The organism is Embleya sp. NPDC020886, assembly GCF_044333915.1.
GTDB lineage: Bacteria > Actinomycetota > Actinomycetes > Streptomycetales > Streptomycetaceae > Embleya.
On record NZ_JBIRRX010000014.1, the window covers coordinates 89,832 to 108,611 of the forward strand.

At 72.5% G+C, this 18,780-nt stretch carries 14 protein-coding genes and 1 tRNA gene; 9 read left to right on the plus strand and 6 right to left on the minus strand.

The window, feature by feature from the left end; genetic code table 11:
* Positions 1 to 39: 39 nt before the first annotated feature.
* Entirely contained in the window at positions 40 to 783 is a 744-nt protein-coding gene (locus tag ACH4U8_RS35885) for a TetR/AcrR family transcriptional regulator (protein WP_395782515.1), read from the plus strand.
* Between the two features lie 105 nt (positions 784 to 888).
* On the opposite strand, the gene ACH4U8_RS35890 is transcribed toward ACH4U8_RS35885, so the two are convergent.
* The 4 genes from ACH4U8_RS35890 to ACH4U8_RS35905 form a co-directional block, all read right to left on the minus strand.
* Entirely contained in the window at positions 889 to 1,341 is a 453-nt protein-coding gene (locus tag ACH4U8_RS35890) for a universal stress protein (protein ID WP_360311967.1), read from the minus strand.
* 95 nt (positions 1,342 to 1,436) lie between these two features.
* Complete coding sequence (locus ACH4U8_RS35895; RefSeq protein WP_395782516.1) at positions 1,437 to 2,477, minus strand: phosphotransferase family protein; 1,041 nt, start codon at positions 2,475 to 2,477, stop codon at positions 1,437 to 1,439.
* A 14-nt stretch (positions 2,478 to 2,491) separates the two neighbouring features.
* A complete protein-coding gene (locus tag ACH4U8_RS35900; RefSeq protein ID WP_360311971.1) occupies positions 2,492 to 3,637 on the minus strand; it encodes an acyl-CoA dehydrogenase family protein in 1,146 nt (381 codons plus the stop codon).
* 456 nt (positions 3,638 to 4,093) lie between these two features.
* Positions 4,094 to 5,989, minus strand: a complete 1,896-nt coding sequence (locus tag ACH4U8_RS35905; protein WP_395782517.1) for an asparagine synthase-related protein — start codon at positions 5,987 to 5,989, stop codon at positions 4,094 to 4,096.
* A gap of 673 nt (positions 5,990 to 6,662) precedes the next feature.
* Here ACH4U8_RS35905 and ACH4U8_RS35910 point away from each other — a divergent pair.
* Positions 6,663 to 8,009, plus strand: a complete 1,347-nt coding sequence (locus ACH4U8_RS35910; protein WP_360312193.1) for an MFS transporter — start codon at positions 6,663 to 6,665, stop codon at positions 8,007 to 8,009.
* A gap of 110 nt (positions 8,010 to 8,119) precedes the next feature.
* Here the strand turns inward: ACH4U8_RS35910 and ACH4U8_RS35915 are convergent.
* A tRNA-Met gene (locus ACH4U8_RS35915) sits at positions 8,120 to 8,193 on the minus strand.
* 273 nt (positions 8,194 to 8,466) lie between these two features.
* On the opposite strand from ACH4U8_RS35915, the gene ACH4U8_RS35920 reads away from it, so the two are divergent.
* From ACH4U8_RS35920 to ACH4U8_RS35945, 6 genes are all read left to right on the plus strand, one after another.
* On the plus strand, positions 8,467 to 9,882 hold the full coding sequence (locus ACH4U8_RS35920; RefSeq protein ID WP_395782518.1) for a cytochrome P450: 1,416 nt from the start codon (positions 8,467 to 8,469) through the stop codon (positions 9,880 to 9,882).
* Positions 9,883 to 9,958: 76 nt separating this feature from the next.
* On the plus strand, positions 9,959 to 11,176 hold the full coding sequence (gene lhgO, locus ACH4U8_RS35925) for an L-2-hydroxyglutarate oxidase (protein ID WP_360311977.1): 1,218 nt from the start codon (positions 9,959 to 9,961) through the stop codon (positions 11,174 to 11,176).
* A gap of 47 nt (positions 11,177 to 11,223) precedes the next feature.
* On the plus strand, positions 11,224 to 13,455 hold the full coding sequence (locus ACH4U8_RS35930; RefSeq protein ID WP_395782519.1) for an FGLLP motif-containing membrane protein: 2,232 nt from the start codon (positions 11,224 to 11,226) through the stop codon (positions 13,453 to 13,455).
* 12 nt (positions 13,456 to 13,467) lie between these two features.
* Positions 13,468 to 14,196 (plus strand): tRNA (guanosine(46)-N7)-methyltransferase TrmB, encoded by a 729-nt coding sequence (trmB, locus tag ACH4U8_RS35935; RefSeq protein ID WP_360311981.1) that lies wholly within the window; start codon positions 13,468 to 13,470, stop codon positions 14,194 to 14,196.
* A gap of 60 nt (positions 14,197 to 14,256) precedes the next feature.
* On the plus strand, positions 14,257 to 15,882 hold the full coding sequence (locus tag ACH4U8_RS35940; protein ID WP_395782520.1) for a PrsW family intramembrane metalloprotease: 1,626 nt from the start codon (positions 14,257 to 14,259) through the stop codon (positions 15,880 to 15,882).
* Positions 15,883 to 15,923: 41 nt separating this feature from the next.
* A complete protein-coding gene (locus ACH4U8_RS35945) occupies positions 15,924 to 16,412 on the plus strand; it encodes a YcxB family protein (RefSeq protein WP_360311985.1) in 489 nt (162 codons plus the stop codon).
* 252 nt (positions 16,413 to 16,664) lie between these two features.
* Here ACH4U8_RS35945 and ACH4U8_RS35950 read toward each other — a convergent pair whose 3' ends face one another.
* Positions 16,665 to 18,281 carry an MFS transporter gene (locus tag ACH4U8_RS35950; RefSeq protein WP_395782521.1) on the minus strand — a complete coding sequence of 539 codons (1,617 nt, stop codon included), beginning with the start codon at positions 18,279 to 18,281 and terminating at the stop codon, positions 16,665 to 16,667.
* Positions 18,282 to 18,445: 164 nt separating this feature from the next.
* Here ACH4U8_RS35950 and ACH4U8_RS35955 point away from each other — a divergent pair, with 164 nt between their 5' ends.
* Positions 18,446 to 18,649 (plus strand): hypothetical protein, encoded by a 204-nt coding sequence (locus tag ACH4U8_RS35955; protein ID WP_360311989.1) that lies wholly within the window; start codon positions 18,446 to 18,448, stop codon positions 18,647 to 18,649.
* Positions 18,650 to 18,780 lie beyond the last annotated feature (131 nt).

Here is an 18,780-nt window from a genome sequence, read left to right on the forward strand (position 1 = left end):
GTGGGGGAATCGACACACTTGCCTTCCGGGGGAGACGCTATGAGCGGCGCTTCGCGTACGCGTACCACGAAGACGCAGGACACCGGCAGCGACGGCGTCGGAGGTCGACACACAACGACGATTCCACCGGCTCGCAAGCCGCAACGAAGCAGGCCGGCCGAGCCGTCGCCGCAGTTGCGCACCGACGCCCGACGCAATCTGGAGCAGGTGCTCCGGGCGGCCCGCGAGGTGTTCGGCGAGCTGGGCTACGACGCTCCGATGGAGGAGATAGCCCGCCGTGCCGGCGTGGGGGTGGGCACCATCTACCGCCGCTTCACCGGCAAGGAGGCACTGGTCCAACGCATCATGATCGCCGAGACCAACCGACTGACCGCCGAGGCGGTCAACGCGTTGGACGAGGAACCGGACGCGTGGTCCGCGCTCGCCAGATACTTACGCCGCGCGGTCGGCTCGGGTGCCGGCCGACTGTTCCCCGCGCTGAGCGGGCGGGTCCCGGTGACCGAGGAGATGAGTTCCTCGCGCGCCGAACTCAACGACGCGGTGGGCATGTTGGTCGATCAGGCCAAGTCCTGCGGGCTGCTCCGAGCGGACGTCTCGGACGCCGACATATCGCTGATGATGTCGTGTCTGCTGCCCCCGTCGGGGCTTCCACACCCACAACGACTGACCATCGCCGGTCGCTATCTGGAAATCCTGCTCGACGGCCTGCACGCGGGACACTCGTCCCCGCTGCCCGGGAAGCCGTTCACGCAGGACGAGTTGGACACCCTTTTTCTCAGTTGAGGCAGTCTCGGTTGAGGCAGTCTCGGTTGAGGCAGTCTCGGTTGAGGCAGGCCCGAGTGAGGCAGTATCGGTCGAGCAGGTCTCGGTCGAGATCCGACAAACCGATCAACTACGCACCACGAGCACCGGACAGGCCGCGTGGTGCACCACCGCCGTGCTGACCGAGCCGAGCAGCAGGCGGGAGAAACCGCCCGAGCCACGCGAACCCACCACGACCATCTCGTGCCGCTCGGACATCCCGAGCAACACCTCGGTCGCCGTGCCCGAGTACACCTGGACCACGGCCTGTCCGCCGAACGGCCGTTCGCGTTCGCCGTTCACCTCGGCCACCGTGGTCTCGGTCCGGATCCGCAATTCGGCGAGCACCCGTTCGAGGTCCTCCTGGTAGTGCGGGCCGGGCGCGAGCACCACATAACCGGGGGTCGCGGGCTGCGCGGTCACCACGTAGAGCGGCAACCCGCGCAGCTCGGCCTCGGTCATCGCCCAGTCCAACGCCCGCCGGGCCGGCTCCGACCCGTCCACGCCGACCACGACGCCCTTCGGCTCAGCGTCGGCCATGGGCCCTCCTCGTCACCGAATCCGGATGTGGAGGGCCCCATACCACCCGAATGTCGCGCGCTCACCTCCGCGCGCGAACGCCACCCGGACGGCGGTCAGGCGTGCGCGAGGATCTCCTGCGCGCGAGTGGCCAACGCGCGCAGCCCGTCGACGGTGAACGGCCCGGCCGCGTCCTGCTCGCCCATCGCGCCGGCGGAGTATCGATCGAGCACGCCGGCCAGGATGCAGGCGAGCCGCCAGCACGCGAACGCCTGATACCAGCGGATGTGCGACAGGTCCCGACCGGTGGCCGCCGCGTAGCGCGCGGCGAACGCGGCCCGGTCGATGAAGCCCTCGCTCGCGGTGCCGTCGGCGGGCAGCAGTGTGCCGTCCTCGCCCGCCTCGACCCAGTACATCAGCGTGGTGCCCACGTCGGCGAGCGGGTCGCCGAGCGTGCACAGTTCCCAGTCCAGCACCGCGCGCACGGTGCCGTCCGGGCCCAGGATGACGTTGTCCAGGCGGAAGTCGCCGTGCACGATCGTGGCGCCCTGCTGGGCGGGGACGGATGCCGCGAGCGCGTCGTGCACGTCGTCGATCGCCTCGATCCCGGGCACCCGGGTGGCCTCCCACTGGCGGTGCCAGCGGCGCAACTGGCGCCCGATGTAGTCCTCGCGCCGGCCGAGTTCGCCCAGCCCCACCGCGTCCACGTCCACGGCGTGGATCGCCGCGAGCACGTCCGCGAGTTGCTCCCCGGCCCGCCGCCGGGCCTGCGGTGTGAGCAGGGTGGCGGCGTCCTCGGCGGAGCGGATCACCTGCCCGTCGACGAAGTCCATCACGAAGAACGGCGCGCCGTTGACCGTCTCGTCGCTGCACAGACCGACCACCGCCGGCACCGGCACCTCGGTCCGCCCGGAGCCCAGCGCGGCCAGGATCCGGTGCTCACGCCCCATGTCGTGCGCGGTCGCGAGCACGTGCCCCAGCGGGGGCCGGCGCAGCACCCAGCGGCGCGCGTCGGCGTCCGAGACCAGGTAGGTGAGATTCGACCGCCCGCCGAGCACGAGGTCGAAGCCCAGCGGCGGGCGCACCGCGGCCCGTTCGGCCAGCCACGCCGTGATCGCTTCGGGCCGCAGCGCCTCGGCCATCGGACCATCCGTCATGTTCGTGCTCCGCTTCAGATGCCGAGGGAACGGCCGATGATTTCCTTCATGATCTCGTTCGTCCCCCCGTAGATCGATTGCACCCGGGTGTCGACGAACGCCTTGGCCACCGGGTATTCGAGCATGTAGCCGTATCCGCCGTGCAGTTGCAGACAGCGGTCGACCACCCGCTTTTGCAGGTCGGTGGTCCACCACTTGGCCTTCGAGGCGGCGACCGCGTCCAGCTCGCCGGCGACGTGCTTCATGATGCAGTCGTCGACGTAGGTCCGCGCGATGTCCAACTCGGTGTCCATCTCCGCCAGTTCGAACCTGGTGTTCTGGAACGAGCCGATCGGGCGGCCGAACGCCGTCCGCGTCTTGACGTATTCGAGCGTGTGCGCGAAGACCGTCTCGGCACCGGCGACCGCCGCGCTCGCGATGCCCAGGCGTTCCTGCGGCAGGTTGTTCATCAGGTGGTAGAAGCCGCGATTCTCCTCACCGAGCAGGTTGTTCAGCGGCACCCGGACGTCGGAGAAGAACAGTTCGGCGGTGTCCTGCGCCTTCATCCCGATCTTGTCCAGGTTGCGCCCCCGCTCGAAGCCCGGCATGCCCCGCTCGACCACGATCAGGCTGATGCCCTTGCTGCCCTTGGCCTCGGGGTCGGTCTTGGCGACCACGATCACCAGGTCGGCGTTGATGCCGTTGGTGATGAAGGTCTTCGCGCCGTTGAGCAGGTAGTGGTCGCCCTCCCGGATCGCGGTGGTCCGCACGCCCTGGAGGTCGCTGCCCGCGCCGGGTTCGGTCATCGCGATCGCGGTGATGATCTCGCCGGAGCAGAAGCCGGGCAACCAACGCTGCTTCTGCTCGTCGGTGGCCAGGTCGTTGAGGTACGGCGCGACCACCTCGTTGTGCAGCCCGAAGCCCACCCCCGACGCGGCCACCCGGATCAGTTCCTCGGACAACGTCGCGAGGTAGCGGAAATCGCCCACCCCGCCGCCGCCGTAGCGCTCGTCCACGTCGGTGCCCAACAGCCCCTGCTTGCCGGCCTTGAGCCAGACCGAGCGGTCGACGATGCCGTCCTTCTCCCACTGGTCGTGGAACGGGACCACCTCACGCTGGAAGAACTCGCGCGCGGATTCGCGAAAGGCGAGGTGCTCGGGTTCGAGGTGCCGGTCCCTCATGTGTGTACTCCCCCTGCGGTGTCACGCTGGATCATGCCGGATCGGACATTCCTACCGGTCGGTAGGTGTCACGCTCGCATGCTAGGTGCGCACCGAAAGCGGAGCAAGGGCACGACGACGGAACGGCCGGCACGGAGGCACGGAGCGGGCGGCCCCGCAGGAGCCACTCGGGGAGCGGGCCCGGGCGCACAGGGGTGACGAGCGGCCCGGCGCACCGGCGACGCGGCGGCGGGGCGGCATGCGGGTCGGGGCGCACGGGCGACCGGGCTCATCCGGCCCGGCGGCCCGGCCGCCCGGCCACCCGCAAAGTCTTGTGCGCCCACGGCCGGCCGGTCGGCCGGGCGTGGGCGCACGTATGAGGGGGATCGACCGGCGCGCCGGGCAGGCCCCGTGGCCGCGGGGCTTGCCCGGATCGGCTTGTCGGTCCGGGTCCGGGTGCAGGTACGGGTGCGGCGCCTACGCGACGGCCGCGATGCGTACGCCCGGGGCCGAACTCGGCGTCGCGTCCCAGCGCATCACTCGGCCCTCCCAGACGCCGCGCAGCCACAGTTCGGCCGAGACGATGTCGGCCAGCGCGCCCAGCGGCAGGTCGGGGCGGGGGGTGGCCGGCTCGCCCTTGTCCAGGTTCGCGCCGCCGATCGCGTGGTCGAGGGTGCGGCGCACCTCGACCGGGTCCAGCACGCCCAGTTCGGCCAACAGTGGGTCGGCGAACAGGTCGCGCAGCACCCGGGCGTTCAAGCGCAGCCCGCGTCGCTCGGCCTCGGTGTAGTCGGCCCGGTGCACCGTGCCCAGGGTGTGCCGCGGGATCAGCCCCTGGACGGCCGCGGTGAGCAGCGCCCTGGGCCCGTCGTCCCGATCGCGGGCCCAGGCCGGCAGGGCCAGCCCGGCGCGCACCACGGCGGTGTCCAGATAGGGCGCCTGGACCCGTACTCCGATGCGCTCGGCGAGTTGCTGGCAGGCGCGTTGGCGTTCCGCCGCCCGGCGGACCGCGACCCATGCGGCGCGGTCCCCCGGACGGCCATGGACCGCCGGGTCCGCGGCGACAACGGATCCGGCGGAGACCACCGACTCGCCCGCGAGGCGGCGCAGCGACACGGCGAGACGGCGGCGCATGTCCGGCGTCGTCCAGACCGCCGTGGGGGCCGCGGTGCACCACGCGATCGCGGCGGCCGGACCCGCGTCCACCCGACCGGAACCCGCGAAGACCTCCGCGAGCTGGTCGAGTGCCTGGGGGAAGGTGGTACGGGCGACCCGGTTCGCGGTGCCCGCCAGGTCGTGGCCGCGCAGGCCCAGGTTGCGCGCCCAGGTGCGGGCGTGCCGGGCGGTGGTCATCCGGCGACGGTCCATGGCCAGGTCGGCGAGGTAGGCGAGCGGGGTGCCCAGCACCGCGTCACCGCCGTAGCCGGTGATGTGCATGTCGATGCCGGCGTCGCGAATGGCGTTGAACGTGCGGGTGGTTCGGGCCATCCCGATCAGTGAGAAGCCCGGTTCGTCGGGCATCACCGCACCGGTGAGCACGTCCTCCAGGCCGGTGTACGGCAGGTGGTCGACGTCGCCCGGGACGATCAGGTGGCGCAGGCGCGCCGAGCGGGCCACGATGTCGGCCGCGGACTCCGGGTCGCCGGGGGCGCAGGGTTCGGCCCAGGTGACCGCGATCAGGTCGCGCGATTTGGCCATCGCCACCGAACGGGCGCCCAGCAGTGCGAGCACCGCCGAGTCCCGGCCGCCGGACAGATCCGCGCCGGGGCGCTTGGATCCGGCCACTCGGCGGCCGACCGCGTCGGACAGCGCCCGACCAAGCGCGTCGGCCGCGCCGGGGAAGTCGAGCGGGGAGCGGTGCTGTTCGTAGAGCCGCACCCGGGCCGTCCCGTGCCCCACGTCCAGCGCGTGTCCGGGTTCGAGCCGGCTCACGCCCGCGAACATCGAGCGGCCGGCGACCAGTTCGGGCACGTCGGGGCAGGCCAGGCGGGCCGCGAACGCCTCGGTGTCCAGGCCGGCCCGGGTCAGGTCGGCGAGCGGGAGCGCGTGCGAGGCGTAGACCACGCCGTCGGCCGGCTCGGCGTGGAACACCTGGCGCACACCCGCGAGATCGCCGAGCACCACGGTCCGCACGCCGGTACGCAGCACCACGTGGTAGCTGCCGGCCCACCCGGTCAGGTGTCGCAACGCGCCGCCGCGGGCGATGGCGAGCCCGACCTCCAGCTCGGCGTCGGTGGCGCCGCACACGCCCAGCACCGCCATCCGCATCCCGCCCCGGCTGACCACCCGGACCTCGTCCGCAGGCCAATTCCCCACCAGCCACAGCGGATCGGAGCCGTCCCACAACGTCCTGGCCCCGGTCGGCCGGGTCACGCTCCGACTCTCGGACGTCCCTGCGAACCAGCGCATCTCGACCCCCTCCGGGTTATGGCCCCGCGCAAACCACCATGGATACCGGCCGTACGTGATCCGACACTTCCATGGAACCAAGGTTAGGCAAGCCTGAGTAGAGCGCATCCGACGGCGCACGGGGACACGCACCCGGCGCATGGTGCCTTTTGACCGTGCCTGGGTACTGACGCGACGTCAAGTACGTTCTGTCAATGATTGCGGCCCGTCCTTGGTGATCGCTTGGCCAAGGGTTGTCCCGCAGGCGACGCGCCCGGGAACAACCCGTAAATTCGCGTCGCTTCACTCCCGGGATTGGCGAATATCTCCCTTACCCGAGCCGGCCGGTCCGGTTACGCTGAGGCGGACGGAGGGTTGCCTTTGGGGGCAAACTATGCGCGGCAGTCCCAAGCAGGATCAGTCGGGGCGTTCGAGTCCCGATGACGGAGACCGGGAGGTCCCGGATCCGGGGGTGGTGAGCGGAGGCGTCGGCGCCGGGTCCGACGGCTCCTTCGGCGATTCCCCGGCCGGCGCCGAGCAGGCGCCCCCCGAACGCCTCGACACCCTCCACACCACCACCGAACTCCCGCACCAGGAGTCCGCCGACCCCCGCCCCCGGCCCCCGCGCGAGCGCGGACCCAACGGCCGGCTCGGCGAGTTGCTGGGTGTCGCCGGGGTCAGCAATGCCGGGCTCGCCCGCCGGGTCAACGACCTGGGCGCCCGGCGCGGTCTCTCCCTCCGCTACGACAAGACCTCCGTGGCCCGCTGGGTGGGCAAGGGGATGACTCCGCAGGGCCCCGTGCCGCACCTGATCGCGGCCGTGCTCGCGGAGCGCCTCGGTCGCCCGGTGCCGCTGGAGGAGATCGGCCTGGACGACAGCCGGCCGGTGGATCCCGATCTCGGTCTGGCCTTCCCACGCGATGTCGGGGAGGCAGTTCGCACCGCCACCGACCTGTGGAGGCACGACCACGTGAATCGACGCGAGTTGCTCGCCGGGACGTTCGCCGTCACCGCCTACGGCACCCCGATGGCCCGCTGGCTGATCACCCCCGCGGACGCCCGCGCCGAGCATCGCGGCACCGGGTCGCACGTGGGACACAGCGATGTGACCAAGCTGCGCGAGGCGGCCGAGGAGGCCCGACGCTGGGACAGCAAGTACGGCGGCGGCGACTGGCGGGCGTCGATGGTGCCGGAGTGTCTGCGCTGCGACGCGACTCCGCTGCTGCGCGGCAGCTACCACGACGACGTGGGGCGCAGGCTGTTCGGCGCCACCGCCGAACTCTCCCGGCTGGCCGGGTGGATGGCCTTCGACACCGGCCAACACGAGGTCGCCCAGCGCTACTACATCCAGGCCCTGCGGCTGGCCCGCGCGGCGGCGGACGTACCGCTCGGCGGCTACGTGCTCGCCTCGATGAGCCTGCAGGCCACCTATCGCGGCAACCCCGACATCGCGGTCGACCTGGCCCAGGCCGCCATCGAGCGCAACAAGGGCATCGCGACCTCCCGGGTGACCGGCTTCCTGCACCTGGTCGAGGCCCGCGCCCAGGCCCGCGCGGGCGACGCGCCGGGGTGCGGGCGCGCGCTCAACGCGGCCGAGGCCCACCTGGAGCGGGCCCGGACGGGCGATCCCGATCCGGAGTGGATCGACTTCTTCACGTGGGACCGGCTGTGCGCGGACGGCGCCGAGTGTTACCGCGACCTGGGCGTGCCCGAGCGCACCCGCTACTTCACCGTGCAGGCGCTCGCGGGCCTGCGCGGCGAGGCGTACCAGCGCTCGCACGGGCTGCGGCTGGCCGTGGGGGCGCAGGCCGAGTTGCGCGCGGGCGAGATCGAGGCGGCCTGCGCGACCGGCCGGCAGGCGCTGGAGATCGCCGACCGGGTGCACTCGTCGCGCAACGCGGCCTACCTCAACGACCTGATGATCGGCCTCAAGCCGTACGCCGACGTGCGCGCGGTCAAGGACTTCACCGAACGCGCCAGGCTGGTCGGCGGAATCACCGTCTGAGCCGCACACCCGCACACCCCGCGGGCGCGAGTGCCGCCCTTTTCGGCTCGACGCACGATCCCGGGAAACGCCACAGGCCCGACATTTTCATGCCGGGCCTGTGATCCAAGTAGCGGGGACAGGATTTGAACCTGCGACCTCTGGGTTATGAGCCCAGCGAGCTACCGAGCTGCTCCACCCCGCGTCGGTGAACACAACTGTACGCCATCGCGAGCACACCCACGACCAATTACCGCGAAGGCCGGCCCGACCGGCTGCGGGCACCGAACCCCGCAGCCGCGGGTCGAAGATCGATTCCCGTATGGCAAAAGGCCGTTCGTGTCCGATTCGAACCGGTGGCAGCCGGCCGCGAGCACGATATGGTTCCGGGCCGTAGTAGGGGCGGGTCGCCCACCGGGGGCGGGCCGATATGCGCCGGCGGCAGCCGTGGCAGCGGCAGAGCGGGATGTGTCCTGAGATGACCGAGAGATCCGGCTGCCCGTTCGTGGCCCTGTCCGGCCCACGCTTCGAGTCCGACCCGGCCGGGTTGTACCGCGAGCTGCGCGAACGGCACGGCCCGGTGGCGCCGGTCGTCCTGGACGGCGGCGTGCGTGCGTGGCTGGTCCTGGGCTATGCCGAACTGCTGGCCGTACTCCGTGATCCGGACCGGTTCTCGCACGACTCGCGGTTGTGGCTCGACCGGATCAAGGGCCGGGTCCCGGCCGACTGGCCGTTGTCGCCGATGGTCGAGTACCGCCCGTCCATCCTGTGTGCCGACGGCCCCGAGCATCGGCGGCGCAGCGCGGCCGTCGCGCACAGCCTGGGTCGCGTCGATCGGCGGGCCCTGCGCGGCGAGATCGAGCACATGGCCGACTCGCTGATCGACACGTTCGTGGCCCGAGGCGAGGCCGACCTGCTCACCGAGTACGCACAGCGGCTGCCGCTGTTGGCGATGGGCCGGATCGTCGGCATGCCCGCGCCGGACGGGCCGCACCTGGTCCGGACGATCAACGGGATGTTCGACGGCGGTCCGGACGCGCTCGCGCATCAGGCCGTCCTGCACCGGATGATGACCGACCTGGTCGCGACCAAGCGCATCACCCCGGGCGCGGACGTCACGTCCTGGATGCTCGCGCACCCCTCCGGGCTGACCGACGCCGAGGTGATCGAGGACCTGCTCGTGATCACCCCGACCGAGCCCACCGCCAACTGGATCGGCAACTCGCTGCGCATCCTGCTGACCGATCACACCCTGCACGCGTCCCTCACCGGCGGCCGGCGCACCACCGACGAGGCACTCGACGAGGTATTGTGGCAGGACCCGCCGATGCAGAACGCGGCCGGCCGCTGGGCCACCCGGGACACCCTGCTCGGCGGCACGCTGATCCGCGGCGGCGACTTCCTGCTGCTGGGCATCGCGGCTGCCAACGCCGACCCCGCGGTGCGCACGCCCGATACCGAACTGACCGGCAACCGGGCGCACTTGGCCTGGGGTGGCGGCCCGCACGCGTGTCCCGCCCAGGACCACGCACGGCTGATCGCCAAGACCGCCGTGGACACGCTTCTCGACCGGCTGCCCGATCTGCATCTGGCCGTCCCCCAGGAGGCGCTCACCTGGCGCGCCTCCCCGTGGATCCGCGCCCTCGCCGCCCTGCCGGTCGCCTTCACCCCCGACAAGCCGATCCACGGCGGCGCCCCGTGGCCGAGCCCGGCCGCCCTGGCGGCCCCACCCGCCGAGCCGACGCCCGATCCGACACCCGAGCCGGCCCCGGTGCCCGAGCCGGCCGCGCCGCTGCCCGAGCCCGTACCGACCCCTGCGGACCCGACCCCGGAGCCCGCCCCGGCCCCGTCCACCGCGTGGTGGTCCCCGGCACGGTGGCGCCGCGGCCGGTGACGGCGCACACCATCGGGCCGCCCGACTCCCCCGCCCGTGCCCGCGCCGCTAGGGTCGGCAGGGTGGAGGTGGGCTCATGACGTTGACCTACGACGTGGTGGTGGTCGGTGGTGGCATCGTCGGCCTGGCCACCGCGTACGCGCTCACCGAGCGCGACCCCGGACGCACCGTGGCCGTGGTCGAGAAGGAGACCTCCTGGGCCGCGCACCAGACCGGCCGCAACTCGGGGGTGATCCACTCCGGGCTGTACTACCGGCCGGGCAGCCTCAAGGCCCGCTTCGCCGTCGAGGGCGCCCGCCGGATGACGGACTTCTGCGCCCGCCACGACATCGCGCACGACGTCCCCGGGAAGCTCGTGGTCGCCACCAGCGTGCACGAACTCCCGCGTCTGCGCACCCTGTTCGAGCGGGGGCTGGCGAACGGCGTGCCGGTCACCGAGCTGACCACCGAGCAGGTTCGCGAGCGCGAGCCGCACGTGTTGTCCGTCGGCGGACTGCACGTCGCCTCCACCGGCATCGTCGACTACACCGACGTGTGCCGGACCCTGGTCGACCTGTTGCACGAGCGCGGCGTCGCGTTGCGCACCGGGGCGGGGGTGGTCGACCTCGCCGTGCACGCGGACGAGGTGGTCGTACAGACCCGGCTCGGCGAGTTGCGCGGGCGGGTGCTGGTCAACTGCGCGGGGTTGTACAGCGACCGGATCGCCGAGCTGGCGGGCGACCCGCCGCCGGTGCGGATCGTGCCCTTCCGCGGTGAGTACCACGAGCTGGTGCCCTCGCGACGCGGGCTGGTGCACGGGCTGGTCTACCCGGTGCCGGATCCGGCCTTCCCGTTCCTGGGCGTACATCTGACCCGGGGCATCCACGGTGACGTGCACGTGGGCCCGAACGCGGTCCTGGCGCTGCGTCGCGAGGGCTACTCGTGGTCGCGGATCGCGCCGCGCGAGTTGGCCGCGACCCTGGCCTATCCGGGCATGTGGCACATCGCGCGTCGGCACTGGCGGTACGGCGCGGGCGAGTTGTTGCGCTCGGTGGCCAAGCCCGCGATGGTGCGCGAGGTGCAGCGGCTGCTTCCCGAGGTCACCGCGAACGACCTGGTCCGGGCGCCGGCGGGAGTGCGCGCGCAGGCGGTCCGCCCCAACGGCGAACTGGTCGACGACTTCCTGATCACCGGCGGCCCACGCACGATCCACGTCCTGAACGCGCCCTCGCCCGCCGCCACCGCGTCCCTGCCGATCGGCGACGAGATCGCCACCCGGGTCGCCGAACGACTGGGGGCCCTGGCCGGCCGCTGAGTCGGCGCGCGATCATGGGCGCGGGCCGGCCGATCGGGGGACTGCACGTGGCCGTGAATACCGCCGTACCGCGATCCGCCGTACCGCGCGTCCTGCTCGTGGGCGCCGTACTCGTGGTGTGCGCGCTGCTCGGCGCGGTCGCGCCCGCACGCGCCGACACCCCGGGCGCCCGGCTGGTGGTCTCGCCGAGCGGGCCGCTGCGTGCCGGCGACGTGGTCACGCTCCGGGGCACCGGTCACACCGGCTGTCCCACCGGCCGGGTCGACGTGATCGGGTACGACGCGCGGCTGCGCACGAACGTGATGGGCGCCGACCGATTGATCGCGGCGGACGTACCGATCGATCCCGCGCGAGAGCAGGGCTTCACCGTGCGCTTCACCCTGGATCCGCCCGTCTACGTCGGCGTCCAGGGTTTCCGCACGGTGTGCACGAACCGGGGCAGGGAGCCGATCCCGAAGGCGATGGCCGAAACCACGTTCGACTACACGTCGACCGAGCAGGGCAACCCGGACGGCTTCCCGGCCCCCGGGCCGCAGCCGGCGAACCTGGCGAGTCGGCGGCTGGTGCTCGAACCGGCCGCGGCGGCCCCCGACTCCATGGTCACCGTCTGGACCGACCTGCGCTGCGGGCCGGCCACCGCGACGCACAACGGCGCGCTCCTGTGGGACGGCCGCTTCGTCACCTCGTTCTACGCCCCGGCCGAGCCGAACGGACCGAAGGCGCTGGTCCGGTATCAGCCGCTGCGCGTACACGTCCCCCAGACACCCAGTCGCGGCACACACCGGCTCACCGTGTCCTGCCTGTCCGACGACGCCGAGTTCGGCGTGGTCGACGCCGACGTCGTGCTCGACGCCGAACTCACGCTCCCGCCGGCCACGTTCGCCCTGTCCACCGCACAGGCCGGCGGCGGTGACCGGATCCGCGCGACCGGATCCGGCTTCACCGGCTGCGCCGGTCGGACCGGCGGCGGACCGGCCGACCTGGCGATCCGCCGCGGCGACCGCGAGGTGGCCCGGGTGCCGGTCGGCCCGGACGGCCGGATCGACGCCGAGCTGACCATGCCCGCCGGGCTGCCCGAGGGGCGGGCCGAACTGAGCGCGGCGTGTGTCGACGAGCGCCTGGACGGCAGCGTGCGGCTCGCGTTCACCGTGTTGCCCACCCGACACCCGGCATCCGCCCTGGCGAGCCGACCCGCCGACCGCGCCGACTCCGCGCTCGACCTGCCCTCCCCCGGCGACCTGCTCGACCACCCCGCGCCACTGGCCGGCGCCGGCGTCGGGGCCGTGCTCGCCCTCCCGCTGGTGGGCTTCGCCGCCGAACTGTTCAACAAGACCGTGGAGGAGAACCGCCTGCGCATCCGTCGCCGGTTGCGCCCGGGCGCGGCCCGCCCGCGCTCGCTGCCCCGCGCGCCGCGGCTCCAGGTGCTCGCCTTCGTGCTGCTGTCCGCGCTGGGCACGGTCGCGGTCGAACCGAACGTGGCCCTGGACGCGGGCACGTCCGCGCTCGCGCTGTCCCTGCTGATCGCGGTCCCGCTCACCGTGCTCGCCTACGCGGGGGTGTCCGAGGCGTACCGCCGGCACGTCTCGCGGATCCGCGCCTTCCCGCACCTGGTTCCCGGCGCCCTGGTGGTCGCGCTGCTGCTGGGCACCGGGTCCCGGCTCGCGCACCTGGTGCCGGGCTACATCTACGGACTGTTCCTCGCCTTCACCCACGCCGGCCTGCGCCGGATGTCCGCGCACGAGGAGGGGCGGGCCACCGCGCTGGGCGCGTGGGCGCTGGCCGGGTTGGGCGCGAGCGCCTGGGTGTGGCGGATCCCGGTCGAACACGTGCTGGCCGGCGACGACACGCCGGCCTTCGGCTGGGTGCTGGCCGAGAACGTCCTCACCCAGACCTATGTCGCCGCAGTGATCGGCCTGGTCTTCGGCCTGTTGCCGATCCGCTTCCTGGACGGTCACCTGCTGTGGCGGTGGAGCAGGTGGGGCTGGGCGGCGGTGTACGCGGTCGCGGTGTTCCTGTTCCTGCTCACGCTGCTCGACCCGACCGGGGTGACCACCGGCGCCACCCGGGGGATGTTGCTGCGCGCGGCGTGGTTGTTCGGCGCGTTCCTGGTCGCGTCGGTGCTGTTCTGGGCGGTGTTCCGACTGCGTCCGGGTACGGCGCCGGCCCCGCCCGGAGCACCGCCGGTACCGGTCGGATCGACGCCGCCCGCGGCCCCGGGCCCGCCGCCGCCGATGCCAGGGGTTCCCCCGACGATCGGCCGCCCCCGGGATTCGCCGTAAAATCCTTGTCTTATGTCCCCTCTTCCCGGCGCCTCGACCGCCACCGGCGTCCCGATCACCGATCGCCCGATCACCCATCTCGCGACCGTGCGCAGCTTCACCCCGCGCCGGGGCCGGGTCACCCTGGCCCAACGCGACGCGCTGGATCGGCTGTGGGAGCGGTGGGGCTTCGACGTCGCGGACCGACGGCTCGACCTCGGCGAGTTGTTCGGGGACGACCGCCCGGTGGTGCTGGAGATCGGCTTCGGCATGGGCGAGGCGACGGCGGCGATGGCCGAGGCCGATCCGGGCACCAACGTGCTCGCCATCGACGTGCACACCCCGGGGCAGGGCAGCCTGCTGCACGACGCCGAGCGCCGCGGGCTGACGAACATACGGGTGGCCAACGGCGACGCGATCGAATTGCTTCGGGACATGTTGCCGCCGGCCTGCCTCGCGGGCATCCGGGTCTTCTTCTCCGACCCGTGGCCCAAGACCCGACACCACAAGCGCCGGCTGATTCAGCCCGCCTTCGCCGCGCTGGCCGCGTCCCGCCTGGCGCCGGGCGGAATCCTGCACTGCGCGACCGACTGGGCGCACTACGCGGAATGGATGCTCGAAGTGCTCCGCGCCGAGCCCGAACTGGTCAACACCGCGGACGGCTACGCGCCCCGCCCGAGTTGGCGGCCGGTCACCCGCTTCGAACAGCAGGGACTGGACAAGGGCCACGAGGTGGCGGATCTGCTCTTCCGGCGCCGCTGAGCCGGGCAGCCGACCCGAGGAAGGGGCACCGCGCCACCGCGCGGCGTTATCGTCACCCCAATGGACGCATCGCAAGGACCCGACTCGCCGGCCGGTCCCGTCCCTCCGGACCGGGCCGCGTACGAGTTCGCCCTGTACCGGCCCGGGCCGGTCGAGAAGTCGCGGCTGCGCACCCTCGCGGCGAACCAGACCGCGCGAATAACCGTACTGGGCACCGCGCTGCTCGCCTGCGCGGTCACCGTCGCGGTCATGCTCGGCGACACCATCGGCGTCCAGGGGCTGCTCGTCGGGGCGTTGATGGCGCTGGTGCCCGCGCCGCTGGTGGTGAGCGCGATCGTGTGGCTGGGCCGGGTCCGGCCGTTGCCGTGGAAGAGCCTGCTCTTCGCGTTCGCGTGGGGTTCGTGTGCCGGTGCGCTGGTGGCGCTGCTCGCGAACAGTTGGTCCTTCGACAAGCTGATGGACCTCAAGGGTGAAGAGGACGCCGAGCTGCTCGGGCTGACCATCGTGGCGCCCGTGGTGGAGGAGTGCGTCAAGGGACTCGCGGTCCTGCTCCTGTTCCTGACCATCCGGCGCCGGCTCCGCGGCGTCCTGGACGGCCTGATTCCGGCGGCGATCAGCGCCGCCGGCTTCGCGTTCACCGAGAACATCCTGTACTTCGGCCGGGAGTTCGCCGCGAGCGAGGACAGCGGCGACGGTCTGGGCACCACGTGGGGCACCTTCATCGCGCGCGGCATCATGTCGCCGTTCGCCCATCCGCTGTTCACCTCGATGATCGGGCTGGGCTTCGGCCTCTCGCTGGCGGCCCGCTCCCGACCGGCGCGGATCCTGCTTCCGCTCGGCGGCTACGTGTGCGCGGTCGGCCTGCACGCGGCCTGGAACGGCTCGGCCACCCAGGGACTGGCCTTCCTCGGGGTGTACTTCCTGGTCATGATGCCGATCCTGGGCGGGCTGGTCTGGTACGTGGTGATCGTGCGACGCGACCAGTTGCGCGCGGTCGAGGACGAGTTGCCGGGCTATGTCGCGGCGGGTTGGTTCCGCCCGCACGAGCCGCTGCTGCTGTCCTCGATGGCCGACCGCTCGCGGGCGCTGCGCACCGCGAAGGCCATGCTCGGCCCGACCGGGGCGGCGCGACTGCGCGCGTATCAGGCGGACGCCACACTGCTCGCCGAGCTGCGCCGGCGCGCCGGCCGCTCGCGCAAGGGACCGGCCCCGGAGTACCCGGAACAGGAGCGCGAGCTGCTGGATCGGGTGTGGGCGGCGAAGCCGATCCTGGGACGGGTGATCGACCACACGATGCCGTCGCCGAGGTGGCGCTACATCAAGCCGCCGCCCGGGTGGGCGCCGGGCATGCCGCCGTTCGGCCCGCCGGGCGCGGCGCCGTACGGGGCCGCGCCGTACGGGGCGCCGACCGGCTGGGGGCCACCGCCGGGCACCGGCCCGTTCGCCCCGCCGCCCGGGTGGCTGCCGCCGGCTCGACATCCGGCCGCGCACCCCGCGTGGGGGCCCGTGCCGGCGTACGGCGCGCCCGTGCCGTGGCAGCCGCCCGGGCACACGGCCGGCGGCCCGTGGAGCGAGCCGCCCGCGCAGGCCGGGCCCCTGGGCCCACCCGCGTGGTACGCCCGCCCCGGCGACACCCCGCAACCACCGCCGCCCGAGGCGGCGCCCACGGAACCCCGCGAGTCGTAGCCGTAGCCGGCCCGGCCCGACCCGCGTGCGACCATGGCCGGGTGCATATCTCGACCACCTACGTCCCGACCGAGGCCGATATCGCGGAGGGCGTGCTCGCCTTTCGACGCGGCCTCTTCCGGGGTCTGTTCGGGGCCGGGGCGGTGCTCTCGGTGCTGGGCGTCGTCCTGGTGACGAAGGCACTGCTGACCGGTACGACCGTGTTGTGGCCGCTCGCGTTCGTCGGTTTCGGCCTGGCCATGCTCGCGCTGCGGTTCTGGGCGCCGATCCAGGCCGCCCGGCAGAACAGGCACATGCACGGCGTGCCGTGCGAGGTCACGCTCACCGACGAGGAGTTCGTGACCACGCTCGGCGGCAGCCGCAGCGCGACCCCGTGGGACACCTTCCGCAAAGTGCGCCGGGTGGATACCCAGTGGATCTTCGAGTTCGGCCCCACCCAGGCGATGACCATTCCCGACCGGGTCTTTTCGGACACCGAAAACCTCGAACTGGAGACGTTTATCCACAGCCGGAGCCGGGCAGCGCGCTGATCTTCCACAAGGAAGATCCACATCCTGTGGAAAACCTGTGGGCAACTGCTTTCGGTGTGGCTCGCTGCTCGAAATGGTGAGAATCAATGCCGATTCGACCTGATCGGGCGCGTTTACCCCTTTGACCACACGCCATATGCCGTGACCGTTCGGTATTTCCCGTATTCACCACAAAGGCGACCCCACACGGGGTCGCCTTCGGGTGTTCGGTGTCGCCCGCCTCCACCACGGGCGGTGTGGATGGACGGGTGATCAGTGGGTGGGCACCGGCCCACCCACGACCGACGCGACCGACGCGACCGTCCCGGCCGGCGCGTGCGACTCCGACTCCACCTTCGCCTGCGCCTGCGTCTCGGCGGCGACCGGCACCCCGCGCAGCAGCGCGGTGGCCACGATCGCGGCCAGCGCGAGCAGGACCGCGCCGCCCAGGGTGGCGTACTGCATGCCGTGCGTGAAGGCGTCCCGCGCGGTGTCCAGGAGTTGGTCGCCGGCCCGACCCGAGATGCGCCCGGCGGTCGCGCTCGCCGCCGCCAGCGTGTCGTTCGCGGCGTCCGCCGCGTCGGCCGGCACCCCGTCGAGGGTCGCGTTCCGCATGTCCCGCCCGTACACCGCGTCCGCGATGCTGCCCAGGATCGCGATGCCCAGCGCCCCGCCCAGTTCGCTGCCGGTCTCCGAAGTGGCCCCCGCCGCCCCGGCCCGCTCCGGCGGCGCGGCGGTCAGGATCATCTCGGCGGTCAGCGTGGTGGCGATCAGCACCCCGGCGGCGACCAGACCCGCGCCGACCAGCACCAGCACCAGCGGCGAGTCCGGTCGGGCCGAACTCATCACCAGGAAGCCGGCCACCGCGAGCAGCAGCCCCGCGCCGATCAGGAAGCCGGGCCGCACCCGCTTGGCCAGGATGCCGGACACGGTGAGCGCGACCATGATCCCGGGCATCACCGTCAGCGACCACAGCGCCGCCTCCAACGGCCGCATGCCGAGCACGAGTTGCATGTACTGCGTGTTGAACAGCGCGGAGCCCAGCATCGCGATGCTCGCGATCACGTTGACCGCGATCGAGGCGCTGTAGGCCCGATCGCGGAACAGTTCGAGGTCGAGCAGCGGGTCGGCGATGGTGCGCTGGCGGCGGACGAAGAGGTGACCCATGACCAGGCCGACCACGATGACGACCAGGTAGCGCGGCGCGAAGCCCTCGGCCGCGATCTCCTTGATCCCGTAGATCACGCCGAGCACCGCGACCAGCGAGAGCCCGGCGCTGATCAGGTCCAGCCGACCGGCGGCGGCGTCCTTGAACTCCGGGAGCAGAGACGGACCGACCGCGAGCAGCAGCACCATCGCGGGCACGTTGAGCAGGAACGCCGAACCCCACCAGAAGTGGTCCAGCAGCAGACCGCCGGCCACCGGGCCCAGCGTGGCGCCCGCAGTCAGCGCGGCGGTCCACACTCCGATCGCGGTCCGCCGCTGGGCCGGGTCGTGGAACATGTTGCGGATCAGCGCCAGGGTCGAGGGCATCAGCGTGGCACCGGCCACCCCGAGCAGCGCCCGGGCGGCGATCAGCGTCTCGGCGCTGTTCGCGAAGGCCGCGGCCACCGAGCCGGCCCCGAAGGCCGCCGCGCCGATCAGCAACAACCGGCGCCGACCGATCCGGTCGCCGAGCGCGCCCATCGTGATCAGCAGGCCCGCGAGCAGGAAACCGTAGATGTCCATCATCCAGAGCTGCTGCGGGGCGCTGGGCTCCAGATCCTCGCTGATGAACGGAAGCGCGAAGTACAGCACGCCCATGTCCATCGACACGAGCAGGAGCGGGAGGAGCAGGACCGTCAGTGCGATCCATTCCTTGCGGCCGGCCTTGGCTGTGGTGGAGGTCATGACAGGAACTGTACGAGCGTATAAGACACATGTCTAGGACGGATGTATAAAAAGTTTGGCGCGGGGTTCCCGGGTTCCCACTCGTGGTGCAACGGGTAGTCGGGAGCGGTGCCGCAGGGCCGAACGCCCGGCATCGATCCCACCCCCGAGCCAAGGACGGCGAGATGAGTGACGAGCGCATTCCCGTGAACGAGATCCCCGATGGCGACCGGCCGCGGATGGACCTGCGCAGTGGCGCCGAAACGCCCGTCGACCCCGAGGACCTGGTACTCGCGGAGGGCAAGGATCTGACCGAGAAGAACATCGAGGAGGCCCGCCGCCGACTGGCCGAACTGGGCCCGGCCGCGGTCGAGCGCATCGTCCCCTGACCTCGGAGACCCGGCGGGGGGGGGGCGCCCCCCCCCCCCGCCCCCCCCCCCGCCGCCCCGCCCCCCCCCACCCCCCGCGCGCCCCCCACGCCCCGCAGGGCGGGGGCGTGTCCCGCCCGCCGCCCACCGCA